This is a genomic window from Klebsiella michiganensis (assembly GCF_002925905.1).
Lineage (GTDB): Bacteria > Pseudomonadota > Gammaproteobacteria > Enterobacterales > Enterobacteriaceae > Klebsiella > Klebsiella michiganensis.
This window is the reverse complement of the sequence record NZ_PRDB01000006.1, coordinates 124,076-151,074: the sequence shown is the minus strand read 5'-3', so window position 1 is coordinate 151,074 and position 26,999 is coordinate 124,076. Positions and strand designations below refer to the sequence as shown.

Below are 26,999 nucleotides of genomic sequence, written 5' to 3'. Positions count from 1 at the left end.
ATGGAAAATGAACTCCACTTCATCGGTATTGATGTCGCCAAAGCTAAACTGGATATCGATATTCTTCGCCCTGATGGCCGGCATCGCTGTAAAAAATTTGACAATACCCTCTCCGGACACGAAGCGCTGGTCCGCTGGCTTCGCGGCCATGACGTGAACCGTGCCCATGTCTGCATGGAGTCCACCAGCACCTACATGGAAGACGCGGCCGCGCATCTGAGTGATGCCGGGTATACCGTGTCCATCATCAACCCCGCCCTCAGTAAAGCTTTCGCACAGAGTGAGGGGTTGCGCAGTAAAACTGACAAAGTGGACGCCCGTATGCTGGCTCACTTCTGCCGGGAAAAACGCCCGTCAGCCTGGGAGGCCCCTCATCCGACAGAGCGGGCACTGAAAGCCCTGGTGTTAAGGCATCAGGCTCTGACAGAGATGCAGACGCAGGAGAAAAACCGGCGGGAAACCGCGCCGGAGGTTCAGCTGGCCAGCATTGATATCCTGCTGGGATGTCTGAGCGCGGAGCTGGCACGTATCGAAAAACAGATAAAAGACCTGACGGATAACGACCCGGATATGAAACGACGGCGGAAGCTGCTGAACAGTATTCCGGGCATCGGGGAGAAAACAGCGGCTGTTCTGCTGGCGTATACGGGCCTGAGGCTGAAGTTCGGTACAGCGCGGCAGTTCGCGGCGTATGCAGGACTGACGCCGGTGCAGCATGAGTCGGGCAGCAGCGTGATGCGGGCGAGCCGGATGAGCAAAGCGGGGCCGGTTCAACTGCGCAAGGCGTTATACATGCCAGCGTTATCGGCGCTGTACCATACGGCGTGGGGAAAAGCGTTCAGGAAAAGGCTGGAAGAGAGCGGAAAGCGGGCAAAAGTCATCATAGGGGCGATGATGCGAAAGCTGGCGCAGGTGGCTTATGGAGTACTGAAGTCAGGAAAGACGTTCGATGCCTCACAGCATGAGCTGTTGATAGCGTAACAACGTTCCCTGAGAAAAAACGACAGCACCAGAGAGTGCTGTCGTTGGTGTGCCTGTCATCCGGGAGCCGGAGAAAGTATCGGCAACTAAAAATGGTTGCAGGCGTTCACAGTATCTACCGGCCCGCAGACGCCCTTAACCCGTAGCCCGGCTAAACGCAGTGCGAGCCGGGAAGCCGCGCCAATGCCTCAACCCGGTACGTCCCCTGCTCGTAGACCAATCATTCGCAATCATTATTGATCGTCATCACATCTCTGCCCCGCCAATCATTACTCTTACGCTAACGATTAGCCATCGGCCTTAATTGATGCCCGCCACCTCGCGACGCACACTTACTTCCACACCAGGACAATCAAAACGATTCGTCGAATCAGGAGGTTAATAATGAGTGCCGAACAAACGACGGGACGCGTCTGGAACCGTCGCCGTACGGAAAAACAGCGGCGACTGACCGAGGCGAAGGTCTCGGGCAAAGTGATCCCCACCGACCAGCTGGTCGCCGTTCTTGAGCAGCTGTTGGCCCCGGCGACCGGGTGGTGCTGGAAGGCAACAACCAGAAACAGGCTGATTTCCTCTCGCGGATGCTGGCGGAAGTTAACCCACAAAAAATTCACGACCTGCATATGATTATGCCGAGCGTCGGGCGCAGCGAGCATCTGGACCTCTTCGAAAAAGGTATCGCCCGCAAGCTTGATTTCTCCTTCTCCGGTACCCAAAGCCTGCGTATTTCGCAGCTGCTGGAAGATGGCCTGCTGGAAATCGGCGCTATCCACACCTACATCGAACTTTACTCTCGCCTGTACGTCGACCTGTCGCCAAACGTCGCGCTGATCGCCGGTTACAAAGCCGACCGCAAGGGCAACCTGTACACCGGGCCGAGCACCGAAGATACCCCGGCGCTGGTGGAAGCCGCCGCGTTCCATGACGGCATCGTTATTGCGCAGGTTAACGAACTGGTCGATGACGAGTGCGATCTGCCGCGCGTGGATATACCCGGTTCGTGGATTGACTACGTGGTCGTCGCGGATAAACCGTTCTTTATCGAGCCGCTGTTTACCCGCGATCCGCGCCTGATTAAGCAGGAACATATCCTGATGGCGATGATGGCGATTAAAGGCATCTACGCCGAGCATCAGGTGCAATCCCTGAACCACGGGATCGGCTTTAACACCGCCGCCATCGAACTGCTGCTGCCGACCTACGGCGAACAGCTCGGCCTGAAGGGCAAAATCTGTAAACACTGGACGCTGAACCCGCACCCCACCCTTATTCCGGCAATTGAAAGCGGTTGGGTCGAGAGCGTGCACTGCTTCGGCGGAGAGCTGGGAATGGAAGAGTACATTCGCGCGCGTCCGGATATCTTCTTCACCGGCGCCGACGGCTCCATGCGCTCCAACCGCGCGTTCTGCCAGCTGGCGGGACAGTATGCGGTAGATATGTTTATCGGCTCGACCTTACAGGTTGACGGCTACGCCAACTCCTCGACGGTGACCCGCGGCCGCCTCTCCGGCTTCGGCGGCGCGCCGAATATGGGCCACGACCCGCACGGTCGACGCCACGCTACGCCGGCATGGCTCAACATGATCACCGAACCGGATCCGATGCAGCGCGGTAAAAAGCTGGTCGTTCAGATGGTGGAAACCTTCCAGGCGGGCGTGAAACCGACCTTCGTGGAAAAACTCGACGCCGTTGAGGTCGCCAAAACCTCCGGAATGCCGCTGGCGCCGGTGATGATTTACGGCGATGACGTCACCCACGTGCTGACCGAAGAAGGCATCGCCTATCTCTATCGGGCGGAAAGCCTGGAAGAGCGCCGGGCAATGGTGGCGGCCGTGGCCGGGATCACCGATATCGGGCTCGGCGTTGACGCCAAACGCGTGGCCGCACTGCGCCAAAGCGGCAAAGTCGTCTATCCGGAAGATATCGGTATCCGCCGCAGCGACGCCACCCGCTCTCTGCTCGCCGCCGGCAGCGTAGCCGATCTGGTGGAGTGGTCCGACGGTCTGTACAACCCACCGGCAAAATTCCGGAGCTGGTAATGAAAAAACTCTCTCCCCACGTTGCTGAAACCCGGGCCCGCTGGCTGGCCCAGACCGCCAGCGCCTGCCTGGTTGACGAAGCGCGACTCAGCCCAAAGCCGGGCCTGGTGGATAGCCGCGGCAACGGCGCGCATCAGGACCTGAACCTGGCCCTGATGGAGCGTTCGGCCCACAGCCTGCAGCCGACGTTTCACGCGCTGGCTCAGCAGAGCTGGCGGCGTCCGGCCGACGTTGCCCTGCGCGAAACCGTTGGCCGGCTTGGCCGCGAAGGCGAAGCGCGGATGATGCAGGCGACCGCCGGGGTCAATACCCATCGCGGCGCTATCTGGGCGCTGGGCCTGCTGGTCAGCGCGACGGCGATGCTCGGGGAGGAGGGTCAGGCACAGAGAATTACGGAAACCGCCGCCGCCCTGGCCCGTCTGCCGGACGCCTGCGCGCCAAAGACCTTCAGTAAAGGTCTGCGCGCCAGCCGCCGCTGGCAGGTTCCCGGCGCGCGGGAAGAAGCGCAGCGCGCTTTTCCGCACATCACCACCCTGGCGCTGCCGCAGCTATTGCGCAGTCGGGCCGCGGGAGCCAGCGAGGATCAGGCCCGGCTTGACGCGCTGATGGCGATTATGACCTCGCTTAGCGATACCTGCGTGCTCTCCCGCGCCGGAATGGCGGGCCTTGAGGCGATGCGGCAAGGCGCAGGCGAGGTGCTGGCGGCAGGAGGATGTGCGACAGCCAGGGGGCGCGCCGCGCTGGCGCGGCTCGACGTGCAGATGCTGGCGCAGAACGCCTCGCCGGGTGGCGCGGCGGATCTTCTTGCCGCCACCCTGTTTCTCGACCGGGTTTCCGCTTAACGCATTCAGAGGATGTTATGGAACAGATTAAATTGTCATTCCCTGCCAACCGCGCCCTCAGCGGCAAAGCGCTGGCAGGCGTTGTCGGCTCCGGCGATATGGAAGTGCTCTATACCGCCGGACAGAGCGATACGCTCAACGTCGAAATCACCACCTCCGTGGACAACAGCCAGGCGCGCTGGAACGCGCTGTTCGAACGACTGAGCCTGATTAACGGCCTGCCCGGCGGACAGCTGATCATCCACGATTTCGGCGCCACGCCCGGCGTCGCGCGGATCCGTATTGAACAGGTTTTTGAGGAGGTGGCTCATGCGTAACGATCGCAGCTTTATTGAACTCCGCGCCCGTGAACGCGCCCGCACCCTGCTGGATGACGGCAGCTATCGCGAACTGCTGGATCCCTTTGACGGCATTATGTCCCCGTGGCTCGGCGCGCAGGGCATCGTCCCGCAGTCCGACGACGGTATGGTCGTCGCAAAAGGCACCATTAACGGCCAGCCGGCGGTAGTCATTGCCATCGAAGGTACCTTCCAGGGCGGCAGCATGGGCGAAGTCTCCGGCGCGAAAATGGCCGCCGCCCTTGAGCTGGCGGCGGAAGATAACCGCAACGGCATTCCTACCCAGGCGGTTCTGTGCCTGGAAACCGGCGGCGTGCGCCTGCAGGAAGCCAATCTGGGCCTTGCCGCCATCGCCGATATTCACGCCGCGATTGTCGACCTGCGCCGCTACACCCCGGTAATCGGCATTGTCGCCGGTACCGTCGGCTGCTTCGGCGGGATGTCCATCGCCGCGGCGCTGTGCAGCTACCTGATTGTCACCCGTGAAGCGCGTCTGGGCCTCAACGGACCGCAGGTGATTGAACAGGAAGCGGGGATTGAAGAGTACGACTCCCGCGACCGTCCGTTTATCTGGAGCATGACCGGCGGCGAAATTCGCTACGCCAGCGGTCTGGTGGATGCCCTGGTGGGCGATGGCATCAACGCGGTGAAAAGCGCGATGAACGAAGCCATTGCCAAAGGCGTGCCCGCGCAGCATCGCAGCGACAAATATGAAGATTTCCTGACCCGTTTGACCCATTTCGATACCCGCCAGCAGGCGGATACCGCTCAGATCAAACAGCTATTCGCCCGGGAGGAGAAATAATGAGCCAGTTCACAAACCGCGCCGCGCTGTGGCTAAACCAGCTGGCGCCGAACGCCCCGCTAATGACCGGTCTGTGCCCCTCGGTGCAGGTTGCCGATGCCGATTTTAACGGTGAAACCGCCCGTTTTATCGCCGTGGTGCCGGATGCTAATAACCATTATCCACGCGCCGCTCAGGGTGAAGTCGGCCTGCTCGAAGGCTGGACGCTGGCCAAAGTGGTCAACGAAACCATCGACGCCGATGCCAATAACGCGGTGAAGCGCCCGATTATCGCGGTTATCGATGTCCCCAGCCAGGCCTATGGCCGTCGCGAAGAAGCGTTCGGTATTCATCAGGCGCTGGCGGGCGCCGCGGGCGCCTACGCCAAGGCGCGGCTTGCCGGACATCCGGTGATTGGCCTGATCGTCGGCAAAGCGATGTCCGGGGCGTTTCTCGCCCACGGCTACCAGGCCAATCGTCTGATCGCCTTTAACGACGCCGGGGTACTGGTGCATGCGATGGGTAAAGAGTCCGCCGCGCGGATCACCCTGCGCACCGTTGAGGCGCTGGAGAAACTGGCGGCAACCATTCCGCCGATGGCCTATGACGTCAGCAACTACGCAACGCTCGGCCTGCTCTCCGCCCTGCTGGATATCAGCAATCCTGACGCGCCGGACGCCCGCGATCTGACGCTGGTCACCGACACCCTGCGCGACGCCATCGCTGACGCCCGCCGGGATGTCTCGCTGAAGTGCCGCCTTGGCGCGGAGAACCGCCGTAGTTCCCAACAGGTGCGCGATCGCATGCGCGCCAGCTGGTAGTCAGTCCCTAAGTAGAAGAAAACCTGCCGGAAGCGGCCGCCCGGGGCGCCATCGCGCGCCCCGGAAATAAACCGCTTTTAGAAATTATAACAATCGCGCCAGTACTCTATTTTCATTTACAGGTGATTTATGACTTATGTGATTATTCATGCCCTCGCGCCGATTTTTGTCATCATGCTGCTGGGCTTCTGGGCCGGCAAGGCCAAAATGGTCGATAACAAAAACGTCTCTTTACTCAACATCTTCGTGATGGACTTCGCCCTGCCCGCCACGCTGTTCAGCGCCACGGTACAAACGCCGTGGAGCGGTATTGTCGCGCAATCGCCGCTGGTGCTGGTGCTGACCGGGGCGATGTGGATTACCTATGCGGCCATCTACTTCCTCGCGACCCGCGTCTTCAAGCGCTCGCCGCAGGATGCCGCCGTGCTGACCCTGACCGTCGCGCTGCCTAACTACGCCGCGCTTGGCCTGCCGATTCTGGGCAGCGTGCTCGGCGAAGGCGCATCCACCTCCCTTTCCGTCGCCGTTTCCATCGCCTGCGGATCGGTACTGATGACGCCGTTCTGCCTGCTGATTCTGGAACGTGAAAAAGCGCTCGCCGCCGGAGAGAACAGCGGCTCGACGCTGGCAATGCTGCCGGTTCTGATGTGGCGTTCGGTGAAAAAACCGATTGTCTGGGGTCCGCTGCTGGGGGTCGTGCTTTCGGCCATCGGTATCAAAATGCCGGATCTGCTGCTCGCCTCTATCAAACCGCTGGGCCTGGCGGCGACCGCCGCCGCGCTGTTCCTGACCGGGGTGATTCTGTCGGCGCGTAAGCTGCAGCTCAATGCGCTGATTGCCACTTCCACTATCGTCAAACTGCTGGTGCAGCCGTTTATCGCCTGGGGTCTGGTGATGCTGCTGGGGCTGCACGGCTCTATCGCCATTACCGCCATTCTGATGATTGCGCTGGCGGCCGGTTTCTTTGGCGTGGTCTTCGGCAACCGCTTTGGCGTGCAGTCGCCGGATGCGGAAGCGGTGCTGCTGTTAAGCTCGGTTCTGTGTATTCTGTCGCTGCCGCTGTTTATCACCTTAACGTCAGGAATCTAACGATGTCATCAACGCCGCGTCCTCATGATTTAGTCTGGTTGAATAATGCCGCCGCGCTGGAGGCGATTGAGGAGTCCTGGGTCGCGCAGCACTGGCGTATTAGCCTGCCGGTGGTGGTACGACGCGACGTTGATGCTAACGCCCGCATTCCGGTGGGCGTACGGGGGATGAAGCGCGATCAGCGGGCCGCAGGCTGGGTACAGAGGGAAAATATCGTCCGTACCGTCAGCCCGGAAACCCTCGCCGATCGCCAACAGCTCCTGCGCTCGCCGTTTGTCTCCCAGCCGCCGGTACAGGCGGCGATATCACTGACCTTACACCCCTGGCCGTGGCGCTGGGGCATTACCGGCAGCACCGGCTACGCGCTGGCCACCGAGATTCCGGTGCTTCACGCCGCCAGCGATCTCGATCTGCTGATCCGCGCGCCGCAGCCGATCGCTCGCGAAGCGCTGCTCGCCTGGCAGTCCCGCGTCGCGCAGCTGCCCTGCCGGGCGGATACCCAGGTCGAAACGCCAGCAGGGGCTTTCGCGCTAAATGAGTGGCTGCGCGATGGCCGCGTCCTGCTGAAAACGTCCCGCGGCGCGCGCCTGACCGCTGCGCCGTGGAACAGGGAGGAAGCATGAAAATTCTCTTTACCTTTCCCGGTCAGGGAAACCAGCGGCCGGATATGCTCGCCGCGCTTCCCGACCGCCAGAATATCCTCGCTGAAGCGCGAACCGTGCTCGGCGATGAAGTAGACCATATAGATACCGCCGCCGCGTTAAAACATACCCGTGCGGTGCAGCTGTGCCTGCTGATCGCAGGCACAGCCTGGGCGCGGGAGCTGCAGCGTCAGGGAGTAAATCCGGACATGGTCAGCGGCCTGTCGATAGGGGCTTTCCCGGCGGCGGTGATGGCCGGCGCGCTGGATTTCACCGACGCCCTGCGGCTGGTGGCGCTGCGCGGCGATTTAATGGAGCAGGCTTATCCTCACGGCTACGGGCTGACGGCGATTATGGGCCTGACGCTCGACCGCGTGGAAAAGCTGATTGCCGACAGCGACCTCTATATTGCCAACCTGAACGCGGAAACGCAGATTGTCATTGCCGGACGCGACGACGAGATGGCCCGCGTGGCCCGGCTGGCGCTGGCGGCTGGCGCCGGTAAAGCACAGCGGCTGGCGGTCAGCGTACCTTCCCACTGCGCGCTGCTGGATGAACCGGCGGCTAAGCTGGCAAAAGCGTTCTCTGACGTCACGCTGCAGCGCCCGCGCTGCGCCTATCTGAGCGGTTCCACGGCGCGCGTTTTATGGGACCCGTTAAGCATTGCCGACGATTTGGCGCGGAATATGGCGCGAACCGTGCGCTGGCAGGAAGCGATGATCGCCGCTGACGAACGGGACGCGCGGCTGGCGATCGAGATGCCGCCCGGCGGCGTGCTGACCTGTCTCACCCGCAAGGCGGGCTGGCAGGGGGAGTGTATTGCGCTGGAGCGCAGCGGTATCGACGTTGCCCGTCACCTGGCGAACCGGCTTAACGGCTGAGGCTGCGGGCGTACATCCGCCCTTCTGCCGCCAGCGCCAGCAGGTCGGCGTCGCGCTCGCGATGGTGTGAGTAGACAATGGAGATCAGCTGGCGCATCTGATACGGCTCCGCCAGCTTCAGCAGCTGTACGTCGTTTTCATACACCTTTTTCATTCGTCCCGGCAGCAGCGCAAAGCCTACGCCCGCCTGCACCAGGCTAATCATCGAAAAGATATCGTTAACCCGGGTGACGATTTCAGGCTCGAATCCGGCCACCTGGAAGGCGTCCTGAAATCCGGCATAGGTGGCAAACCCTTCCGCCAGCGAAACAAACTTGCGCCTGGCGTAATCGCGCAGCTCGGCGGGAGCGGTGGTATCCAGCTGTTCCGTCGCCGGGGCGGCGAGGAAGATATCGTCCTCAAACAGCGGGACCACATCAAAAGCCGAATTATTAAATTCACCTTCGTTAGTGGCGATCAGGATCGCATCAAGCGCGTCATCTTCCAGCATATCCAGCAGCATCTGATTGGAGCCCATGGTGAGATCCAGCTCCAGCTCCGGCCGACGCAGCTTCATGCCCATAATAATGCGCGGCACGGTTTCAAGGGTCAGGGAATAAAGCGTGCCGATGCGCAGCCGGCCCTGCCCGACGCCGGCTACTTTACGCGTCGCTTCCAGGCCGCGGGTCATCAGGCTCATGACGTCCTGGCAGTACTCCAGCAGCGTCCACGCCGCCGGGAGCGGCAGCAGGTTGCGCCCTTTATGAATAAACAGCGGGCAGCCGACGCCCTCTTCCAGCGTATGCAGCGCCCGGTGGACGCTGACGCCGCTCAGCTGCATAGCCTCAGCGGTTCTGGCGATGTTCCCTTTCGCCATAAACATCATAAATACCGACAGCTTGCGGAAGGTGATGTCCTGATTAATGTCGTCTTTCATTGCCCTGGGCTCCGCGTTTCGGTCTTCATTAGCATTTTCTTTCGTGATTTCAAGACAGTATAACCACAATTAACGAATGAAGGATTAGCCGGAAGGGGGATATCAGCTCGGGGGAGAGATTAAAGTAATGTCTCGTTTTCGCCGGGGCAGCGAAGAGAGGCCAGTAGGCCCGGTGAGGCGTCAGCCGCCACCGGGCAATGTAAACGACGTGGGCTTACAGCGCCATATCGTGCTGTGGCGACGTTTCCGCCTTCGGCTCTGCCGGTTTGGCGGTCATCACCGGCGCGGTGGCGTTCATCTCAATCACCGGCGGTTTGGTCAGCTGCAGCGCCGCCGCGGTATCATCCCAAACCTGCTGGGTCAGCGCGACGTTGCCGTTCAGCTTCTGGCCGTAGCTCGGGACGATATCGTGAATACGGCGCTGCCATTCCGCTGAATGGAACTGCTCAGGGAACATCTGCTTAAGAACGTTCAGGGTAATCGGCGCGGCGGTAGAAGCACCCGGCGAAGCGCCCAGCAGCGCGGAGAGGGTTTTCTGCTGATCGACCACCACTTCGGTACCCAGCTTCAGTATGCCGCCCTTCTCTGCATCTTTTTTGATGATCTGCACGCGCTGACCGGCCTGGATCAGCTTCCAGTCCTCTTTACGCGCGCCAGGGTAATACTCTTTCAGCGCCGCAAAACGGTCGTCGTCGCTCAGCATCACCTGGCTGATGAGGTATTTCACCAGGTCGAAGTTGTCCAGACCCACGTGGGTCATCGGCAGGACGTTATTGGTGGTGGTGGTGCTCAGCAGGTCGAAGAACGAACCGTTTTTCAGGAATTTCGTCGAGAAGGTGGCGAATGGCCCAAACAGCACCACGCGCTTGCCGTCGAGGAAACGGGCATCAAGATGCGGGACCGACATCGGCGGTGCGCCTACAGAGGCCTGACCGTAAACTTTTTGCTGGTGCGCATTGGTCACCGCCGGGTTTTCGGTCATCAGGAAAGAGCCGCCTACCGGGAAACCCGCATAGTTATCCGCTTCCGGAATACCGGTTTTTTGCAGTAATTTCAGCGCGCCGCCGCCGGCGCCGATAAATACGTATTTCGCATCGATCGCCTGCTCTTCACCGCTATTAACGTTTTTAATCGTCACGTGCCAGGAATTATCGGCATTGCGTTTAAAATCGGTGACTTCTGAAGAGGTCTGCAGCGTGAAGTTATTATTTTTCTTCAGGCTACCGATCAGCTGGCGGGTTATTTCCCCATAGTTAACGTCGGTACCCACCGGAGTCCAGGTTGCCGCAACGCGCTGCTGCGGATCGCGCCCTTCCATCACCAGCGGCGCCCACTGTTTTATTTGCGCGTGATCGGTAGAGAATTTCATCCCCTGGAATAAGGTCGTTTGCTGCAGCGCGGCGTAGCGTTTTTGCAGATAATCAACGTTATCTCCCCAGACGAAACTCATGTGCGGCGTGGAGTTAATAAAAGAGTGCGGATCGTGCAAAATGCCGCGTTTGACCTGCGCCGTCCAGAACTGGCGGGAGATCATAAACTGTTCGTTAATATCCAGCGCTTTGCTGACGTCGATGGTGCCGTCCGGGCGTTCCGGCGTATAGTTCAGCTCCATATTCGCGGAGTGCCCGGTACCGGCGTTGTTCCAGCCGTTAGAGGACTCCAGCGCGACGCCATCCAGCTTCTCAACCATCACCTGTTTCCAGTCCGGCTGTAATTCCTGCAGCCAGGTCCCCAGCGACGCGCTCATAATACCGCCGCCAATCAGCAGGAAATCGGTTTTTTTCGAGGTATCGTCATTTGCGAAGGTCGCCGAGCTGACGAACATCGCTAATGCGGTCATAGATATAATCGTATTTTTAATTGCAGGCATAATAGAAATATCACATAGCACAAGTGTAATAAGAGCGTGCATATTAACGCACTTTTACTTTATTTTAAAATATCATTTACACATCCGCACACATAGCTAATTATTGTTAACCTGGTTTTTTAACTTAAAAAAGTAAATACCTCGCTGGCAGCAATAAATACGTCTTGCGATCGCCATTTTCAAAAGGGGAATTAAACCGGGTAAGCGGATGAAGAGTATGGAATAACGATGCTGTGTATGACCAGATTATTTTGCGTTATCCGGCGCGTATTGTGGAAATACGCGCCGTCGGGTTAAGTTCAGGCAACCGTCTGCGCCGCGCGTAGCGCAATCCGCAGATGATCGTTATGCTCTGCCAGCAGCTCGCGCGCCTGCCAGGCATCCAGCCCGCTGAGGAGCATGAGTATTGCCGTCCGGCAGTGCTGATTGCAGCTGGCCAGCGCGGCTTTGGCCTCGCTGCGCGAGCCCCCCGTCGCCGCCATCACGATCGCTATCTGCCGCTCGGCCTCGTGCGGCGTATTGGCCTGCAGATCGACGCGCAGGTTTTCATAGACCCGTCCTTCGCGAATCGCCAGCCCGGTGGTCAGCATCGTCAGGATCTGCCGCTGCGCAATGCGCGCTTTCGGATTCCCGAAACCCGCCACCGCTTCCGGCCCGGTTTGCGGGGCGATAATGATATCCGCCAGCTGCGCGGCTTCACTGGCGGGCTGCTGCGTCACAACCGCAATCGGCGCCCCCAGCGACCAGGCGTGGCGCATCGCGCCCCAGACCCACGGCGTTTTGCCGCTAACCGTCAGCGCCAGCAGCATATCCTGGTTGCTGAATCGCAAAGCCTCAAGTTCGAAAGCTCCAAGATCGTAATGACTCGCGGCGGTTTCCATCTCCTGCCGCGCGGCGGTCGCTCCTCCGGCGATAAGGGCGACCAGCGAATGTTTTCCCTCCGGGGTAAATTCATTCACCGCCTGCGCGGCGGCTTGACCCGATGCCCCGGCCCCCACAATCACCAGCCGCCCTCCCCGGCTGAGCGTCGCCGTCGCGTTATCCATCAGGCGCGCGATCGCCGGCAAACAGGCCTCAACGGCATCGGCAATCCGCTTATCATCCTTATGCAGCAGCGTCAGCATATCGAGGGTGGCAAGACTATCAATATGGGTGGTTTCAGGGTGGCGTCGTTCCATCATTGAAGCGGTTGGCTTACTGCTCATAAAAACCTCCATTTAAACGCGAAAGAACCTTCCGGGACGAAAGCGCAGGCCTGAGGCAAACCCTTTCATTGACCATGGCTATTAATGGCAGTGTAAAGCTTAAGCGACGCGCTTTACCGCCACCGGAGTCACAGTTTTCATCCCCCTGAAGCCATTCAGCTGCCGATTGGTCGTTATCCAACCAGCGGCGCGTTCGGCGCGCCGAGGTTGCGAGGCGAGGCCAATGCGCTATTAGCGCAACGTCAGGCCGCCATCCACGACATACTGGCTACCGCTCACGAAGGACGCCGCGTCGGAAAGCAGAAACAGCGCCACATCAGCCGCTTCAGCCGCCGTCCCCTGGCGGCGAAGCGCCAGGCGGCTCACCACCGAGGCTTCAAATTCGCGGCGCACCTCGTCGCGCATAAAATGGCGAAATGGGGTGTCAATCGGGCCGGGAACCAGCGCGTTAACGCGGATATTTCGTTCCCCTAACGCCGCGGCCCAGCAGCGGGTTAACGAAATCAGCGCGCCTTTAGTCGCCGAATAGAGGCTTGCCGCCGCGGCCCCTTCATAAGCGGAAGTGGACGCCGTCACCACCACCGAGGCTCCCGCATTAAGCTTTCCGGCGAGCGCCGCCATCTGGAGAACCGGCCCGCGCACGTTGGTCGCCATCATGCGATCAAAGGCCGCGGCATCCACCTGCGACAGCTCCCCAACCGCTGCGTATCCGGCGTTGAGCCAGAGGCCATCAAGCCCGCCGGATGAATCGATCGCCTCGGCCAGCGCCGCGCCGGTCAGCGGATCGCTGGCATCATTGTCAATGACCCGCGCCCGATCCGAGAGCTGCCGGCGAAGAGACGCCAGCCGTCTGGGATCGCGCCCGGTGGCGATCACCCAACCGCCTTCGCTATCGATGCGCTTTGCCCCGGCAAGCCCGATTCCGCTTGTCGCACCGGTGATAAGAACTCTTTTTGCGCTAAATCTCGCCATGGTCATTGCCCCTCTCTGCGTAATCACATTTATCAGGATGGTAACCAGCGAAGAACTGTTTGATAATACCAGCATTATCAATAAGACTGTTTGGGATAATAGCCATAATGCGCGGAAGTGATTTTGCGGAATTAAGAGCCTTCGCGATGGTCGTTGAGCAAGGCAGTTTTACCCGGGCGGCGGCGCATCTCGGCGTCACGACCTCCACCTTAAGCGCAACCATCCGTCGTCTCGAGGAGCGCATCGGCGTACGTTTATTACACCGGACAACGCGCAGCGTCGCGCCGAGCGAGGCCGGCAAGCGCATGATGCAGCGGCTGGCTCCTGCGTTGGCGGCGCTGGAAGACGCGGTTACCGATGCCCGGACGGCCAGCGCGCCCGCGGGCCGCCTGCGCCTCAATGTGTCGCGCATCGCCGCGATTCATTATCTGGCGCCGCTGCTGGGCGGATTTATGCAACGCTATCCCAACATTGAGCTGGATATTGTTACCGACGATGCTTTAGTCGATATCGTTTCTTCCGGTTTTGACGCCGGAATTCGTCTCGGTGAAAAGCTCCATCAGGATATGGTTGCCGTCAGGCTGAGCGGCGACCTTGAAATGAAAGTCGTCGCCTCTCCGCACTATCTGGCGCAAGCGCCGCAGCCGCGAAAGCCGCAGGATTTGCTACAGCACCCCTGTCTGACTTATCGCAGGCCCAGCGACGGCAGCGTTTATCGTTGGGAGTTTCAGCGCGACGGCGAACGCTACGAGATTGCGGTCAAAGGGCCGATCGTCGTCGATGAGCCGGCCATGCTGACGCCGTTAGCCCTCAAGGGCACCGGTATTGCCTATCAGTTTGCCCATCAGGTCGATCCCTGGCTGGAGACAGGCCAGCTAGTCCAGCTATTGAAAGAGTGGACCCCGGCTTTTCCCGGGTTTTACGTTTACTACCCCAGCCGTAAGCAGATGGCATCGCCGCTGCGGGCGTTTATTGACTATCTGCTGGTCGTCGGCGGCAAATCGCCTCCGCCAGAATTGCCGTCTGGCTGATTTTGCTTTTATTACGCGGCTTTATGAAAACCGCGCATTCAGCGATAATACGCCTCTATCCGTTTTCTCCCGGGGTCGGTATGAATGAATTCGCGCAGCAGCCCGCGCGTAAACGCGCAATGAGCATGAAGCTGAGCACCGCTGTGACCTTAATGATCGGCAGCGTCATCGGTTCAGTACTGATTCTGGTCTATGCCCTGTGGTTTATGCAGATTAGCGGCGCCACCCGCGACGGCGTGAAAGATACGGCGCTGGCGGTGGCGCGGACGCTGGCCGACACCCCGGAAGTCAAGCGCGGCCTGACGCTGCCGCCGGACAGCGGCATTATTCAGCCGCTGGCGCTGGCCGTCACCCGGCGCAATGGCCTGCTGTTTGCCGTCGTCACCAATATGGACGGCATTCGCTACTCGCATCCCAATAGCCAGATTATCGGCAAACCTTTTATCGGCGATGACATCCGGCCCACGCTGGCGGGCAAAGAGAACGTTGCCGTCAACCACGGCGTGCTGGCTCCGGCGCTGCGCGTCTTCACCCCGGTGTTTGACGATAGCCGCCGGCAAATCGGCGTGGTGGCGATTGGCATTTCGCTGAGCAAAGTCGATACGCAGATCGCCGCCAGCCGCTGGGATGTGATTCTGACCGTGCTGTTCAGCGCGCTCGTGTGCGCCGTCGGTACATGGAGCCTGGTTCGCGGCCTGAAGCGCGTCCTGCTGGGCCTTGAGCCGCAGGAGATCTCAACGCAGTTCCAGCAGCGCCAGGCGATGCTGCACTCATTAAAAGAGGGCGTCGTGGCGGTGGATACAGACGGCAAGGTGACGCTGATTAACCCCGCCGCGCGCGACATTCTGTTTAACGGCCCCGGGAACGATATCGCGCAAACGCCGCTGCTGGCGGATTTGCAGGAAGTGCTGCAAACCGGCGAGCCGATTTACGATCGGGAGCTGGGCTGTAACGGTCTGCTGCTGATCAGCAACACGGTCCCCGTCCGCGACGAGGATGACGTGGTCGGCGCCATCAGCACCTTCCGTGACAAAACCGAAGTCAGCCAGCTGCTGCAGCGGCTTGACGGGATGGTGAACTATGTGGACGCCCTGCGTACCACATCCCATGAATTTATGAATAAGCTGCACGTGATCCTCGGCCTGTTGAATATGAAAAGCTACGATAAGCTGGAAGAGTACGTGCTGCAGACCGCCCACACCTATCAGGCGGATATCGGCGAAATCCAGCACCGGATTAAATCACCGGTAGTGGCAGGCTTTTTGATCGGTAAAATTCAGCGCGCTAAGGAGCGGGGTTTTACCCTCACTCTCGCCGAAGAGAGCCTGGTGCCGGACTGCCCGAATGAAAAACAGGTCACCGTACTGGTTACGGTGCTGGGTAATTTAATCGAGAACGCGCTGGATGCCATGAGCGGCCAGGCCGAAGGCGAAGTCGGCCTGCTGCTGCATTACCAGAACGGCTGGTTAAGCGGCGAAGTCAGCGATGATGGTCCCGGTATCCCGGAAGCGTTTATCGATGATATTTTTAATAAAGGCTTCTCCACCAAAGGCGAAAACCGCGGCGTCGGGCTGTTTCTCGCCAGCCAGCAGCTTCGCGAACTGGGCGGATCGCTGGCCGTGGAATCCGAACCCGGCGTATTTACTCAATTTTTTGTTCATCTCCCGTGGGACAGTAAAAGGAAAAGTGCGTGATAAATGTATTAATTGTTGACGATGATGCCATGGTTGCCGAACTGAACCGCCTGTATGTAGGACGGGTCAGCGGCTTCCGCTGCAGCGGCACGGCGTCTACGTTGAGTAAAGCCAGGGAGATGATTAACGACAAGGATCTGGAGATAGACCTGGTGCTGCTGGATGTCTATATGCAGCAGGATAGCGGTCTGGATCTGCTGCCCGCCATTCGCGCGTCCGGACGGGCCATCGACGTGATTATGATTACTTCCGCCGCGGATGCCGCGACGGTTCAGGCCTCGATGCGCTACGGTGTGGTGGACTATCTGATCAAACCCTTCCAGTTTCCACGGTTTGAAGAGGCGCTCACCGCCTGGCGCGAAAAGCGTAAGCTGATGACCGGTCAACCCTATTATGAACAAGCGGATGTCGACCGGCTGCTGCACGGCGGCGTACCGGAAGCCGCTGACGCCCGCAAGTTGCCAAAAGGCCTGACGCCCCAGACGCTGCGCACCCTCTGTCAGTGGATCGATGCCCATCCGGACGTGGAGTTCTCCACCGACGAGCTGGCGGCAGCGGTAAATATATCCCGGGTTTCGTGCCGCAAATACCTGATTTGGCTGGCGCAAATTAATATTTTGTACACCAGTATCCACTACGGCGCCACGGGACGTCCGGTGTACCGCTACCACCTGATAGCGGAGCAGTACGGCCTGCTTAAGCAGTACAGTCAGTAAGCCGGTAGCCGTCATCCAGCAGCTGAAAGCGGAAACGACGCTGTGAAGAGAGGATAACGTCGCGATTTTTAGTGACGAAAATCGCTTCGATATCCTCGCGCTGGCGCAGCGCCGCGCAGCCTTTCTCTACGCCAAGACCGTAGATCAGGGTGGTCCAGATATCACCGTCCAGCGAGTCGGCGGAAATAATCGTTACGCTCTCCAGCTCGTTATCCAGCGGGTAGCCGCTGCGCGGGTCGAGAATATGGTGCCAGCGTTTGCCGTCCTGCTCGAAGTAGCGTTCGTAAATGCCCGAGGTCACCACCGATTGCCCCGCCACCGCAATGCTGCCAATCAGCGCATCCGCCGCTGAGTACGGTTTTTTCAGCCCGATTGACCACTCGCCCAGGGTATGGACATTGCCGCCGAGATTAATCAGCGCGGCGTTCACGCCCTGCTGCCGCAAATAGTCGCGCACCCGGTCGGCGATATAGCCTTTCGCGATGGCCCCAAGATCGATCTCCATTCCCGTCCGCGCAAGGTAGACGCTGCTGGCGGCGTCATCGAGGATCACATCCTGTGCACGCGTTAACGTCAGGCGAGCGGCAATATCCTGCGGGGCGGGCACGCTCTGGCCCTGAAAACCAACGCGCCACAGCTTCACCAGCGGGCCGATCGCCAGGTTAAACGCGCTGTCCCGCACCATGCTGGCGGCTTTGGCGCATTTAATCAGCGCATACACCGGGCGGCTCACCGTCACCGGATGCCGCCCGGCGGCATGGTTGATATCCATCACCTGGGAGTGCACGCGGTTAACGGTGAAAAGATCTTCATAGCCTTTAATCAGCTGAAAGACGCGGGAGGCAAGCGGTTCATCGTGAACGTAGAGCTTGAGGAGAATGGGCGAACCCATCAGTACGGCGGAGTAGCTGTAGACGCGGTTGTCGGACATATCGCACTCCTAGAGAGATAAGAAGCCGGGCCGTCTATTTGCCAGCCCGGCGGGTGTCGCTGACGCTTAACCTCTGGCGCGTTTCGCCGCCTGATGGCCCGCGAGGGTCCCGAAGATAATGATATCGGCCACCGCGTTACCGCCGATGCGGTTACCGCCGTGAATGCCGCCCACCACTTCGCCCGCGGCAAAAGCGCCCGCAATCACCTGATGACCGGCATTCAGCACCGCGGTATCGGTGTTAATGGTCACGCCGCCCATCGTGTGGTGAACCCCCGGAGCGATACGAATCGCATGGTAAGGGCCTTCATTGATCGGCGCACGCAGCGCGGTGGTACGGCCAAAGTCATCGTCATGCTGTTTGTCAACAAAGCCGTTGTAGCGTTCCAGCGTATTGAGAAAAGCATGGTAATCCATCCCCAGTTTCTCCGCCAGCTGACGCGGCGAGCTGGCGCTGGTGACGAAACCTTTAGCGATGTACTCATCGGCGGCTTTGTTTTTTGCCCGGACGTGCTCGTCAAAGACGATATAGGCGAAGTGCTCAGGCAGCGCGATAATCGCGGCGGAAACCTTATCGCGGGTCTCCATTTCGTTGAAGAAGCGGTTGCCCTGCGGGTTCACCAGTATCGCCCCGCCGCCGCGAATCGACTCGGAAATCAGGTACGAGGTTTGCTGCTCGACGGTCGGGTGAATCTGAATTTCACCCATATCCACGGTGCCCGTGCCGATGCGTTCAAGCAGCGCGATACCGCCGCCGGTCGCCCCTTTATGGTTGGTAGTCACAAAGCCCGCCAGATCCGGGCGGTATTTCACCACCATCGCGCTGTTGGCGCTGAAGCCGCCGGTCGCCACCACGATGCTCTTCGTCTGTACCACAACGGATTCGTTTTCATCGGTGAGCAGGCGCACGCCGCTCACCTCATCGTCGGTCATCAGGATCTCTTCCACCGACGTATCCAGCAGGACATCGATACCGCGTTTGGTGATGTTACGCACCAGGCCGCTGATCAGGTAGCCGCCGACCGCCGACCCGTCGCGCGGACGGTGGGTGCGGTCGATGCTCATCCCGCCGGTAGTGGTGATATCGTTAAGCATAATGCCGCGACGCGCCAGCCACTCAATGGCTTCCGGCGCATTCTCCACGAAGCGGCGCAGCAGCTGCGGATCGTTTTTGTTCTTACCGCCTTTCAGCGTTTCCTGGTAAAACAGCTCTTTGCTGTCTTCAATACCTTTCACGCGCTGGAAGCGGGTCTCTGCGGCGTTCATCCCGGCAGAAGCTTTAATGGTGTTACCGCCGATGGTCGGCATTTTTTCAACGATCAGAACGCTCGCGCCTTCATCGTGCGCCTGAATTGCGGCCGCCAGACCGGCTCCGCCGCTGCCGACCACCACCACATCGTAGCTTTTCGGCGCCGCATCGCCCGCGCCCTCTTCGGCGGCCAGCGCTTTACTGGACTTCAGCATCGCTTTGGAAACTGCCTTTTTCACCGCTTCGCTCTGGCTGGTTGCGCCGGAAATCGCATCCACGTGCGGGGTGTTGGCGCTGAGGATCCGCTCGCGGATCTCTTCAAAGCTGGTGGTGAACTCGACGGTCTGTACCGGGCTTGCCGCCAGTGCGATATCGGCAATGCGGTCGTTTTCCAGGCTGACGTTGATCACCAGCTCGTTAGCGTCGTCCTGAACGGTTTCGACGAACATCCCCGGTTTGAATTTGGCGTCGCCCATGCTCATATCGCGGATCATCGCCTCCACCAGCGAGAAGCGCCACAGCGGTTCCGGGATGTTCAGCGCTTCGCGCTGGGTGCTGTCAATAAACAGTTCCAGCTCTTCGCCGGCGGCAATGCGCGCCGTCCAGTCAGGATACGCGATACAGGCGCGGCCCACCGCCATCAGGTCGTAGCCGTGATCCAGGCCCTGCTCGGCATCGGCCGCGTTCACTACCCCGCCCACGCCCATCACCGGCACCTGAGCCAGGGTTTCAGAGCGCATGGCGCAATATTTTTCAATCAGCGGCGTGGGATCGCTGGTATCGACAATCGACGGTCGCAGCGTGGCGCCAACCGAGAAGTGGAGATAGTCGACGCCGCGGGCGGCCAGCTTTTCCAGCAGATACATGGTGTCAGCAAAACGGATACCGGGGACTTCCATCTCTTCCGGGGAGAACCGGTAGCCGATAATAAAGGCATCGTCGGCGTACTGGCGGGCCATTTTGTGGGTGATGTCCAGTACCGCCAGCGGGAATTTCGCGCGATTATCGCGGCTGCCGCCCCATTCATCGTCGCGCTGGTTAGAGTTTGGCGAATAAAACTGCTGGATCAGATAGGTGTTCGCGCCGTGAATCTCGACGCCGTCGAAACCGGCCTGAATGGCGCGGCGTACGCCTTCGCCAAACTTCGCGATCATGCCCTCGACTTCAGCGCCGCTCAGCGCGCGCGGGGTTGCTGCGCCATCGCGCGGCGCGGCAATCGCGCTCGGGGCAACCGGCTGGCGTCCGCCGATAAGCTGCGGGTCGACCATCCGGCCGCCGTGGTAGATCTGCAGAATCGCTTTTGACCCTTCCGCCTTGATGGCGGCGGCAATTTTCGCCAGGCCAGCCACTTTTTCATCATTATCGATACCGATGGCGCCGGGGAACGCCAGACCGTAGTCATCAATAAAGCAGCATTCAACGATAATGGTGCCGATACTGCCTGCGCGAGCGCGGTAGTACTCAACCAGTTCGCTGGTCACGGTACCGTCAAAATAACCGGTGCAGGTGGTCATCGGCGCCATTAACAGGCGATTTTTAAGCTCAGTACCGTTCGGTAAAGTAAAAGGACGCAAAATTCGTGGATGACTGGTCATAATGACGCTCCAGATTTTAAATATTGAAAATTGAGAATTGGGTGACGGAATTGTTTTTGTTTGTATTTGGTAATCCCTTAAGTCATGCCAATAATATAGCGCTTTTTTTAGTTACCAAAATAATTACGTTAGTTAAAAAACTATTTAATACCAACAATAACATCGATACCTCCTTTGTATTATTAATTAAATATAATTCGTTCACATAGTGGATATAACCAATAACAAATCTGAAACCATTTTTAACATGTATTGCCAGGAACACATCAAGATAAAATGATAAAATTCAATAACATAAAGAAACGATCAGTTCATGGAATCATTCGTGATTTAACATTAAGCCAAATTTCAGACAAATAAACACCTCACTAAACAGGGTTATCCGCAATAATAAAAAAGTGGCTAACAACCCGCTTTTTTTGATCTAAATCAATTGCAACGGCGCATGAAAGCGCAATATATAAATAACCCAATATTTTAATTTAACGCCCAACGAAGCGCGTTAAATAACGTTCAGCGCAATAACCAAAACCGACAATTAATAATTAAAGAAAGTTTTGCAACTAAAGAAATCGAACGGTTAAGCGATGACCAAACCCTATTTTTAACTACTTGCAGATACTCATTATGAAAGAGAAAAAGACAACCATACCGCCTGCCGGTGCAGCAACAAATGCTGCTTATAAACGTCTGCTGATGATGGCGATGCCCATTATCGTTGCCGTCTTACTCTTATTCGTCCCGGTGCCCGACGGCCTTCCCCCTTACGCCTGGCACTACTTTGCCATTTTCGTCGGCGTGATCGTCGGTCTGATCTTCGAACCGCTGCCCGGCGCGGTCATCGGTATTACCGGCGTGGTGGTGATTGCGCTGTGCAGCCAGTGGCTGCTGTTCAGCCCTGAACAGCTGGCCGCGCCAGGGTTCAAGCTTGCCGGCGCCTCCTTTAAATGGGCGGTGAGCGGTTTCGGTAACTCCACCGTCTGGCTTATCTTCGGCGCCTTTATGTTTGCCGCCGGCTACGATAAAACCCAGTTTGGCCGCCGTCTGGCGCTGATCCTGGTGAAGTATCTCGGCCGCCGCAGCCTGACGCTGGGCTACGCCATCACCTTCGCCGACCTGCTGCTGGCGCCGTTTACTCCCTCCAACACCGCGCGCAGCGGGGGGACTATCTACCCGATTATCGCTAACCTGCCGCCGCTGTACGGCTCTAAGCCCAACGACCCGAGCGCGCGCCGTATCGGCTCCTACCTGATGTGGGTGGCCATTACCGCCGCCTGTATCACCAGCTCGATGTTTCTCTCCGCACTGGCGCCGAACCTGCTGGCGCTGGCGCTGGTGAAAAGCATCGTCGGCATTAATATCTCCTGGGGCACCTGGTTTATCGCCTTTCTGCCGCTGGGTATCCTGCTGATTCTGGCAATGCCGCTGCTGGCCTACTGGTTCTACCCGCCGGAAGTGAAAGTCAACGATGAAGTGCCGCTGTGGGCCGCCCGCGAGCTGGAAAAACTTGGCCGCCTGTCGCGCAATGAAATTCTGCTGCTGGTCTTCGTCTGCTTTGCGCTGATGATGTGGATCTTCGCCGCCGAATGGATTGAACCGGCGCTGGCCGCCCTGCTGGTTATCGTGCTGATGCTGTGGACCGGCGTACTTTCGTGGAACGATATCACCAGCAACAAAGCGGCGTGGAATACCTTTGCCTGGTTCGCGACCCTGGTGGCGCTGGCCGACGGCCTCTCCTCCACCGGTTTTATCGCCTGGCTGGGTAAAGAAGGCGGCGCGCTGATGAGCGGCATCTCCCCGGGCGTCGCGACCGTCGTCCTGCTGCTGGCGTTCTATCTGCTGCACTATCTGTTCGCCAGCACCACCGCGCACACCACCGCGCTGCTGCCGGCCATGCTGACTATCGCCTCCACCATTCCGGGGATGAATATGCAGGTGTTCGTACTGCTGATGGTGACCTCGCTCGGCGTGATGGGGATTATCACCCCCTACGGTACCGGCCCGAGCCCAATCTACTACGGCAGCGGCTATCTGCCGACCAAAGACTACTGGCGTCTCGGCACCATTTTCGGCGCCATCTTCCTGGCCGCCCTGCTGCTGATTGGCTATCCGTGGATGTCCATGATGTTCTGATTCATAACCGTCGGGCCGAACCCCGGCGGTTTTACTCTTAGGGAGCAAAGCAATGTCGACTAAACCATTTGTCTATCAGGAAGCCTTTCCGCTAGCAAAAGATAAGACTGAATACTATCTGCTGAGCAAAGAGCACGTGTCCGTGGCCGAATTTGAAGGCCAGGAGATCCTCAAAGTAGACCCTCAGGCCCTCACCCTTCTGGCACAGCAGGCCTTCCACGATGCGGCGTTTATGCTGCGCGTTTCCCACCAAAAACAGGTCGCGCAGATCCTTCTCGACCCTGAAGCCAGCGATAACGATAAGTACGTGGCGCTGCAGTTCCTGCGCAACTCTGAAATCGCGGCCAAAGGCGTGCTGCCCACCTGCCAGGATACCGGCACGGCGATTATTATGGGTAAGAAAGGCCAGCGCGTGTGGACCGGCGGCGGTGATGAAGCGGCCCTCGCCCGCGGCGTCTATAACACCTATACTGAGGATAACCTGCGCTATTCGCAGAACGCGCCGCTGGATATGTACAAAGAGGTCAATACCGGGACTAACCTGCCTGCGCAAATCGACCTCTACAGCGTCGACGGCGATGAATATAAATTCCTCTGTATGGCCAAAGGGGGCGGCTCGGCCAACAAAACCTATCTGTATCAGGAAACCAAAGCGTTAATCACTCCGGCGAAGTTGAAAAACTATCTCGTTGAGAAGATGCGCACGCTCGGTACCGCCGCCTGCCCGCCGTACCATATCGCCTTTGTGATTGGCGGTACCTCGGCAGAAGCGACGCTAAAAACGGTGAAGCTGGCCTCTACCCACTATTACGACGAACTGCCGACCGAAGGCAACGAACACGGCCAGGCCTTCCGCGATATTCAGCTGGAGCAGGAACTGCTGGTGGAGGCGCAAAACCTCGGTCTCGGCGCGCAGTTCGGCGGCAAATACTTCGCCCACGATATCCGCGTCATCCGCCTGCCGCGCCACGGCGCCTCCTGCCCGGTGGGCATGGGCGTCTCCTGTTCGGCGGATCGCAATATCAAAGCCAAAATCAACCGCCACGGTATCTGGATTGAGAAACTGGAGAGCAACCCGGGTCAGTATATTCCCGAACATCTGCGCCAGCAGGGCGAAGGCAAGGTCGTCAGCATCGATCTTAATCAGCCGATGAGCGAGATTCTGGCCCAGCTTTCCGCCCATCCGGTCTCGACGCGTCTGACGCTCAACGGCACCATTATTGTGGCCCGCGATATCGCCCACGCGAAGCTGAAAGAGCTTATCGATAACGGTGAAGAACTGCCGCAGTACGTCAAAGATCATCCGATCTACTACGCCGGCCCGGCGAAAACCCCGGAAGGCTATGCGTCCGGCTCCCTTGGCCCGACCACCGCAGGCCGCATGGACTCTTACGTCGACCTGCTGCAATCCCACGGCGCAAGCATGGTGATGCTGGCCAAAGGCAACCGCAGCCAGCAGGTCACCGATGCCTGTCACAAACACGGCGGTTTTTACCTCGGCAGCATCGGCGGTCCGGCGGCGGTGCTGGCGCAGCAGAGCATCAAGAGCCTGGAGTGCGTGGCCTATCCTGAACTGGGGATGGAAGCCATCTGGAAAATCGAAGTGGAAAACTTCCCGGCGTTTATTCTGGTGGATGACAAAGGCAATGACTTCTTCCAGCAGATCCAGAATAAGCAGTGCGCAGGCTGTTCGCAGCAAAGAGGATGATATTACCCGCCCCTGGCGGCGGGTAACCGTCGAAGGCCGTCGCATGACGGCCTGAAATGTGCGACAAACCTGCCTGGCGGCTAAACGGCATCCAGCTCGTCAAATACCTGCTGCGCCAGATGCATCGTGGCGTTGGCGGCGGGCAGGCCGCAGTAGAGCGCGGAGTGCATAATCAGCTCTTTCAGCTCATCGCGGGTGACGCCGTTATTAAACGCCGCGCGCAGATGCATTTTCAGCTCTGCTTCGCGGTTCAGCGCAATCAGCATGGCAATAGTGATCATGCTGCGGGTATGATGATCGAGCCCCGGCCGGGTCCAGGTCTCTCCCCAGGCGTAGCGGGTAATAAAATCCTGGAACTCTTCATTCAGCGGCGTCAGCTTTTGCAGCGTCTTATCGACGTGAGCATCGCCGAGCACCTTCCGCCGGACCTCCATTCCCCGCTGATACCGCTGTTTATCGTCCATGCTTTTCCCCCTGAACAAAACCCAGCAGCGCCGAGCTGAACGCCCCCGGCGCTTCGATATTCGATAAATGCGAAGCCGCCAGCACGACGACTTCAGAGACCGGGATCTGCTGATGCAGGAAGTTGGCGTCCGCCACCGTTGTGACAGGGTCACTTTCCCCGGCGACGATCAGCACCGGAATCGCGATCTGCGCGACCTCTCCACGCAGATCGGCGGCGGCCAGCGCTTCGCAGCAGGCCGCATAGCCTTCAGCATCGATATGGGTCAGTTGGTGACACAACGCCTCCACCACTTCCGGCGTCTTCTGGCGAAATGCGTGGGTAAACCAGCGGTCCGCGGCGCCTGCGGCGACCACTGCCATCCCTTCCTGACGCACCGTGCGGGCACGCGACAGCCAGCCGGCCTGGTCGCCAATACGCGCAGCGGTGTTGGCAACGACCAGCCCCTGAAAACGTTCAGGGGCAAAGCGCCCCAGCCACAGGCCGGTCAGGCCGCCCATTGAAATCCCGCAGAACCAGGCTTTAGCGATATTAAGATGATCGAGCAGCGCAATCACATCTTCGCCGAGCTGCGCCAGCGTCACTTTACCGTTTTTACGGGTGGCACCATGGCCGTGGGTATCGTAGCGCAGCACGCGAAAATGCTGCGTTAACGCCTCAAGCTGCGGCTGCCACATCGCCCGGGTAGTGCCCAGCGAGTTAGAGAGAACGATGACCGGCGCGTCTTGCGGCCCATCTATCTGATAATCAACATTCATAACGTTGCTCCTTATAGCGCGCCACAACCTGGCGCACGAAGAGTGCTGAGCTGCCGGTCGCCGTTGTCGGGTCCAGCAGTTGGGTTAAGCGGCTGGCGGAGAGATGCTCGCTGACCAGCGGATCGGTTTCCAGCACGCTTAACAGCGAACGTGACGCATCCAGCGCCTGGCGACACAGCGCCTCAACCCGGTGATGAGCCTCGGCTTTGCCGACAAACTCCGCCAGCGCCAGAGTGACGGCCTCGGCCATAATCAGGCCATGGGTGATATCGAGGTCGGTGCGCATCTTATGCGGGAAGACCTGCATATCGCGGACCAGCGCTTCGCTCTGCGCCAGCGCGCCGCCGACGAGGGTTATCAGCTCCGGCAGCGTTTCCCACTCCGCCTGCCAGCCGCCCAGCGCCCGCTCGTGCTGCTGGATCTGCCCGGCATAGAGCGTTGCCACCAGTCCGGGCGTACGCTGGGCGGCGGTCAAAATAGCGGCGCAGGAGATGGGATTGCGTTTGTGCGGCATGGTAGACGATCCGCCGCGTCCTTCGGCGACCGGTTCACCCACCTCTGCAACCTCGGTTTGCATCAGCAGAGAAAAATCATTGGCGAATTTACCCAGCGTGCCGCAGACGCCCGCGTACCATGCCCCCACCTCCAGCAGCCGGTCGCGCTGGCTGTGCCACGGCGCGTCCGGAAGCTGCAGGTCGAGGGTTTTCGCCAGCGCGCCGGCGATCCGCGGCGCCTGCGTTTTAAGGGAATCGAGGGTGCCCGCCGCGCCGCCAAACTGCAGCGCCAGCACCCTTGAGCGCATCTCTCGCAGACGCACCTGCCAGCGCAGCAGCGCATCCAGCGTCCCGGCCAGTTTCAGACCGAAGGTGACCGGCAGCGCATGCTGCATCCAGGTACGCCCGGCCATCACCGTATCCTGATAGCGCGCCGCCTGATGGGCTAACGCGTCGAGCAGTTGCTGCAGCAGGGAGTCCGTTTCCGCCAGCGCGCCGCGCAGTTGCAGGATAAAGCCGGTGTCGATAGCATCCTGGCTGGTCGCCCCCCAGTGTACGTAGCGCGCCGCCGCGTCATCCCGTTGTTTAACCCGCGCGGTCAGCTGTTTGACCAGCGGGATCGCCAGATTCCCGGCGCTGGCGGCGGCCTGCCCCAGCGCGGAGAAGTCGATGTTTTCGTGCCGGCAACTCTCAATAATGGGATTAAGCGCCGCCTGCGGCACGAGGCCGCATTCGACCTGAGCGCGAGCCAGCGCGGCTTCAAAATCCAGCATCCCCTGTACCCGCTGCGCATCGCTGAACCAGGCGGTCAGCGGACTGGTGCGCATCATCGGGGTCAACAAACTCAT

The 26,999-nt window shown here is 59.3% G+C and carries 22 protein-coding genes and 1 pseudogene; 14 read left to right on the top strand and 9 right to left on the bottom strand.

Translation table 11 applies throughout. From position 1 onward, the window contains the following. From CDA56_RS14935 to mdcH, 9 genes and pseudogenes are all read left to right on the top strand, one after another. Nucleotides 1–981, top strand: a complete 981-nt coding sequence (locus tag CDA56_RS14935) for an IS110 family RNA-guided transposase (protein ID WP_104011377.1) — start codon at nucleotides 1–3, stop codon at nucleotides 979–981. 384 nt (nucleotides 982–1,365) lie between these two features. Next, a pseudogene (mdcA, locus tag CDA56_RS14930) lies at nucleotides 1,366–3,020 on the top strand (malonate decarboxylase subunit alpha). Next, nucleotides 3,020–3,862, top strand: coding sequence for a triphosphoribosyl-dephospho-CoA synthase (locus CDA56_RS14925; RefSeq protein ID WP_103814302.1), 843 nt, complete (start codon nucleotides 3,020–3,022; stop codon nucleotides 3,860–3,862). The pseudogene mdcA and the gene CDA56_RS14925 overlap by 1 nt, the downstream one beginning before the upstream one ends. Before the next feature lie 17 nt (nucleotides 3,863–3,879). Beyond that, nucleotides 3,880–4,179 carry a malonate decarboxylase acyl carrier protein gene (gene mdcC / locus CDA56_RS14920; protein ID WP_004102520.1) on the top strand — a complete coding sequence of 100 codons (300 nt, stop codon included), beginning with the start codon at nucleotides 3,880–3,882 and terminating at the stop codon, nucleotides 4,177–4,179. Then, nucleotides 4,172–5,005, top strand: a complete 834-nt coding sequence (locus tag CDA56_RS14915) for a biotin-independent malonate decarboxylase subunit beta (RefSeq protein WP_004851300.1) — start codon at nucleotides 4,172–4,174, stop codon at nucleotides 5,003–5,005. Before mdcC ends, CDA56_RS14915 begins: the two co-directional genes overlap by 8 nt. After that, complete coding sequence (gene mdcE / locus CDA56_RS14910) at nucleotides 5,005–5,805, top strand: biotin-independent malonate decarboxylase subunit gamma (RefSeq protein WP_049082734.1); 801 nt, start codon at nucleotides 5,005–5,007, stop codon at nucleotides 5,803–5,805. The genes CDA56_RS14915 and mdcE overlap by 1 nt, the downstream gene beginning before the upstream one ends. Nucleotides 5,806–5,934: 129 nt before the next feature. Further along, nucleotides 5,935–6,894: an AEC family transporter gene (locus CDA56_RS14905; RefSeq protein WP_004851304.1), complete on the top strand. Its 960-nt coding sequence runs from the start codon at nucleotides 5,935–5,937 to the stop codon at nucleotides 6,892–6,894. 2 nt (nucleotides 6,895–6,896) lie between these two features. Next, nucleotides 6,897–7,517, top strand: coding sequence for a malonate decarboxylase holo-ACP synthase (locus tag CDA56_RS14900; protein WP_004851306.1), 621 nt, complete (start codon nucleotides 6,897–6,899; stop codon nucleotides 7,515–7,517). Next, nucleotides 7,514–8,416: a malonate decarboxylase subunit epsilon gene (mdcH, locus tag CDA56_RS14895; RefSeq protein WP_064377282.1), complete on the top strand. Its 903-nt coding sequence runs from the start codon at nucleotides 7,514–7,516 to the stop codon at nucleotides 8,414–8,416. The genes CDA56_RS14900 and mdcH overlap by 4 nt, the downstream gene beginning before the upstream one ends. Here the strand turns inward: mdcH and CDA56_RS14890 are convergent. The 4 genes from CDA56_RS14890 to CDA56_RS14875 all read right to left on the bottom strand — a co-directional run bounded on the left by CDA56_RS14890 (nucleotide 8,406) and on the right by CDA56_RS14875 (nucleotide 13,379). Continuing rightward, entirely contained in the window at nucleotides 8,406–9,332 is a 927-nt protein-coding gene (locus tag CDA56_RS14890; protein WP_004135593.1) for a LysR family transcriptional regulator, read from the bottom strand. The two genes, mdcH and CDA56_RS14890, sit on opposite strands and share 11 nt — an antisense overlap. A gap of 214 nt (nucleotides 9,333–9,546) precedes the next feature. Further along, nucleotides 9,547–11,202 (bottom strand): malate dehydrogenase (quinone), encoded by a 1,656-nt coding sequence (gene mqo / locus CDA56_RS14885; protein ID WP_103814304.1) that lies wholly within the window; start codon nucleotides 11,200–11,202, stop codon nucleotides 9,547–9,549. 299 nt (nucleotides 11,203–11,501) lie between these two features. Beyond that, on the bottom strand, nucleotides 11,502–12,407 hold the full coding sequence (locus tag CDA56_RS14880; protein WP_014838636.1) for an N-acetylmuramic acid 6-phosphate etherase: 906 nt from the start codon (nucleotides 12,405–12,407) through the stop codon (nucleotides 11,502–11,504). Nucleotides 12,408–12,638: 231 nt separating this feature from the next. Next, nucleotides 12,639–13,379 (bottom strand): SDR family oxidoreductase, encoded by a 741-nt coding sequence (locus CDA56_RS14875; RefSeq protein ID WP_103814307.1) that lies wholly within the window; start codon nucleotides 13,377–13,379, stop codon nucleotides 12,639–12,641. A gap of 107 nt (nucleotides 13,380–13,486) precedes the next feature. Here CDA56_RS14875 and CDA56_RS14870 point away from each other — a divergent pair, with 107 nt between their 5' ends. The 3 genes from CDA56_RS14870 to dcuR all read left to right on the top strand — a co-directional run bounded on the left by CDA56_RS14870 (nucleotide 13,487) and on the right by dcuR (nucleotide 16,820). Next, nucleotides 13,487–14,410: a LysR family transcriptional regulator gene (locus tag CDA56_RS14870; RefSeq protein WP_049071515.1), complete on the top strand. Its 924-nt coding sequence runs from the start codon at nucleotides 13,487–13,489 to the stop codon at nucleotides 14,408–14,410. 80 nt (nucleotides 14,411–14,490) lie between these two features. Beyond that, nucleotides 14,491–16,104, top strand: coding sequence for a sensor histidine kinase (locus tag CDA56_RS14865; protein WP_004851318.1), 1,614 nt, complete (start codon nucleotides 14,491–14,493; stop codon nucleotides 16,102–16,104). Next, a complete protein-coding gene (gene dcuR / locus CDA56_RS14860) occupies nucleotides 16,101–16,820 on the top strand; it encodes a two-component system response regulator DcuR (protein ID WP_004851320.1) in 720 nt (239 codons plus the stop codon). The genes CDA56_RS14865 and dcuR overlap by 4 nt, the downstream gene beginning before the upstream one ends. Here dcuR and CDA56_RS14855 read toward each other — a convergent pair. Both CDA56_RS14855 and CDA56_RS14850 read right to left on the bottom strand, forming a co-directional pair. Further along, entirely contained in the window at nucleotides 16,801–17,751 is a 951-nt protein-coding gene (locus tag CDA56_RS14855) for an FAD:protein FMN transferase (protein WP_103814309.1), read from the bottom strand. The two genes, dcuR and CDA56_RS14855, sit on opposite strands and share 20 nt — an antisense overlap. 66 nt (nucleotides 17,752–17,817) lie before the next feature. Continuing rightward, nucleotides 17,818–20,595 carry a flavocytochrome c gene (locus tag CDA56_RS14850; RefSeq protein ID WP_103814311.1) on the bottom strand — a complete coding sequence of 926 codons (2,778 nt, stop codon included), beginning with the start codon at nucleotides 20,593–20,595 and terminating at the stop codon, nucleotides 17,818–17,820. 627 nt (nucleotides 20,596–21,222) lie between these two features. Between CDA56_RS14850 and CDA56_RS14845 the strand changes: the two genes are divergently transcribed. Both CDA56_RS14845 and fumA read left to right on the top strand, forming a co-directional pair. After that, nucleotides 21,223–22,728 carry an anion permease gene (locus CDA56_RS14845; RefSeq protein WP_004851326.1) on the top strand — a complete coding sequence of 502 codons (1,506 nt, stop codon included), beginning with the start codon at nucleotides 21,223–21,225 and terminating at the stop codon, nucleotides 22,726–22,728. Between the two features lie 52 nt (nucleotides 22,729–22,780). Then, a complete protein-coding gene (fumA, locus tag CDA56_RS14840) occupies nucleotides 22,781–24,436 on the top strand; it encodes a class I fumarate hydratase FumA (RefSeq protein WP_103814313.1) in 1,656 nt (551 codons plus the stop codon). 80 nt (nucleotides 24,437–24,516) lie between these two features. Here the strand turns inward: fumA and pcaC are convergent, their stop codons facing one another. Genes pcaC through CDA56_RS14825 form a run of 3 tightly spaced genes read right to left on the bottom strand, consistent with a single transcriptional unit; the run spans nucleotide 24,517 to nucleotide 26,999 of the window. Then, the gene (gene pcaC, locus CDA56_RS14835) at nucleotides 24,517–24,900 is read right to left on the bottom strand and encodes a 4-carboxymuconolactone decarboxylase (RefSeq protein ID WP_064357309.1); all 384 of its coding nucleotides are present in this window, start codon (nucleotides 24,898–24,900) and stop codon (nucleotides 24,517–24,519) included. Continuing rightward, entirely contained in the window at nucleotides 24,890–25,657 is a 768-nt protein-coding gene (gene pcaD / locus CDA56_RS14830; RefSeq protein ID WP_038424585.1) for a 3-oxoadipate enol-lactonase, read from the bottom strand. The genes pcaC and pcaD overlap by 11 nt, the downstream gene beginning before the upstream one ends. Further along, nucleotides 25,647–26,999, bottom strand: coding sequence for a 3-carboxy-cis,cis-muconate cycloisomerase (locus tag CDA56_RS14825; RefSeq protein ID WP_103814315.1), 1,353 nt, complete (start codon nucleotides 26,997–26,999; stop codon nucleotides 25,647–25,649). Before CDA56_RS14825 ends, pcaD begins: the two co-directional genes overlap by 11 nt.

Coding starts and splice junctions, on each gene's coding strand:
- fumA (WP_103814313.1), top strand. CDS start 22,781: ATGTCGACTAAACCATTTGTCTATCAGGAAGCCTTTCCGCTAGCAAAA.
- CDA56_RS14875 (WP_103814307.1), bottom strand. CDS start 13,379: ATGGCGAGATTTAGCGCAAAAAGAGTTCTTATCACCGGTGCGACAAGC.
- CDA56_RS14855 (WP_103814309.1), bottom strand. CDS start 17,751: ATGTCCGACAACCGCGTCTACAGCTACTCCGCCGTACTGATGGGTTCG.
- CDA56_RS14900 (WP_004851306.1), top strand. CDS start 6,897: ATGTCATCAACGCCGCGTCCTCATGATTTAGTCTGGTTGAATAATGCC.
- pcaD (WP_038424585.1), bottom strand. CDS start 25,657: ATGAATGTTGATTATCAGATAGATGGGCCGCAAGACGCGCCGGTCATC.
- CDA56_RS14890 (WP_004135593.1), bottom strand. CDS start 9,332: ATGAAAGACGACATTAATCAGGACATCACCTTCCGCAAGCTGTCGGTA.
- CDA56_RS14870 (WP_049071515.1), top strand. CDS start 13,487: ATGCGCGGAAGTGATTTTGCGGAATTAAGAGCCTTCGCGATGGTCGTT.
- mqo (WP_103814304.1), bottom strand. CDS start 11,202: ATGCCTGCAATTAAAAATACGATTATATCTATGACCGCATTAGCGATG.
- CDA56_RS14845 (WP_004851326.1), top strand. CDS start 21,223: ATGAAAGAGAAAAAGACAACCATACCGCCTGCCGGTGCAGCAACAAAT.
- mdcE (WP_049082734.1), top strand. CDS start 5,005: ATGAGCCAGTTCACAAACCGCGCCGCGCTGTGGCTAAACCAGCTGGCG.
- CDA56_RS14825 (WP_103814315.1), bottom strand. CDS start 26,999: ATGAGTTTGTTGACCCCGATGATGCGCACCAGTCCGCTGACCGCCTGG.
- CDA56_RS14880 (WP_014838636.1), bottom strand. CDS start 12,407: ATGAGCAGTAAGCCAACCGCTTCAATGATGGAACGACGCCACCCTGAA.
- mdcC (WP_004102520.1), top strand. CDS start 3,880: ATGGAACAGATTAAATTGTCATTCCCTGCCAACCGCGCCCTCAGCGGC.
- CDA56_RS14850 (WP_103814311.1), bottom strand. CDS start 20,595: ATGACCAGTCATCCACGAATTTTGCGTCCTTTTACTTTACCGAACGGT.
- CDA56_RS14905 (WP_004851304.1), top strand. CDS start 5,935: ATGACTTATGTGATTATTCATGCCCTCGCGCCGATTTTTGTCATCATG.
- CDA56_RS14935 (WP_104011377.1), top strand. CDS start 1: ATGGAAAATGAACTCCACTTCATCGGTATTGATGTCGCCAAAGCTAAA.
- CDA56_RS14925 (WP_103814302.1), top strand. CDS start 3,020: ATGAAAAAACTCTCTCCCCACGTTGCTGAAACCCGGGCCCGCTGGCTG.
- CDA56_RS14915 (WP_004851300.1), top strand. CDS start 4,172: ATGCGTAACGATCGCAGCTTTATTGAACTCCGCGCCCGTGAACGCGCC.
- mdcH (WP_064377282.1), top strand. CDS start 7,514: ATGAAAATTCTCTTTACCTTTCCCGGTCAGGGAAACCAGCGGCCGGAT.
- pcaC (WP_064357309.1), bottom strand. CDS start 24,900: ATGGACGATAAACAGCGGTATCAGCGGGGAATGGAGGTCCGGCGGAAG.
- CDA56_RS14865 (WP_004851318.1), top strand. CDS start 14,491: ATGAATGAATTCGCGCAGCAGCCCGCGCGTAAACGCGCAATGAGCATG.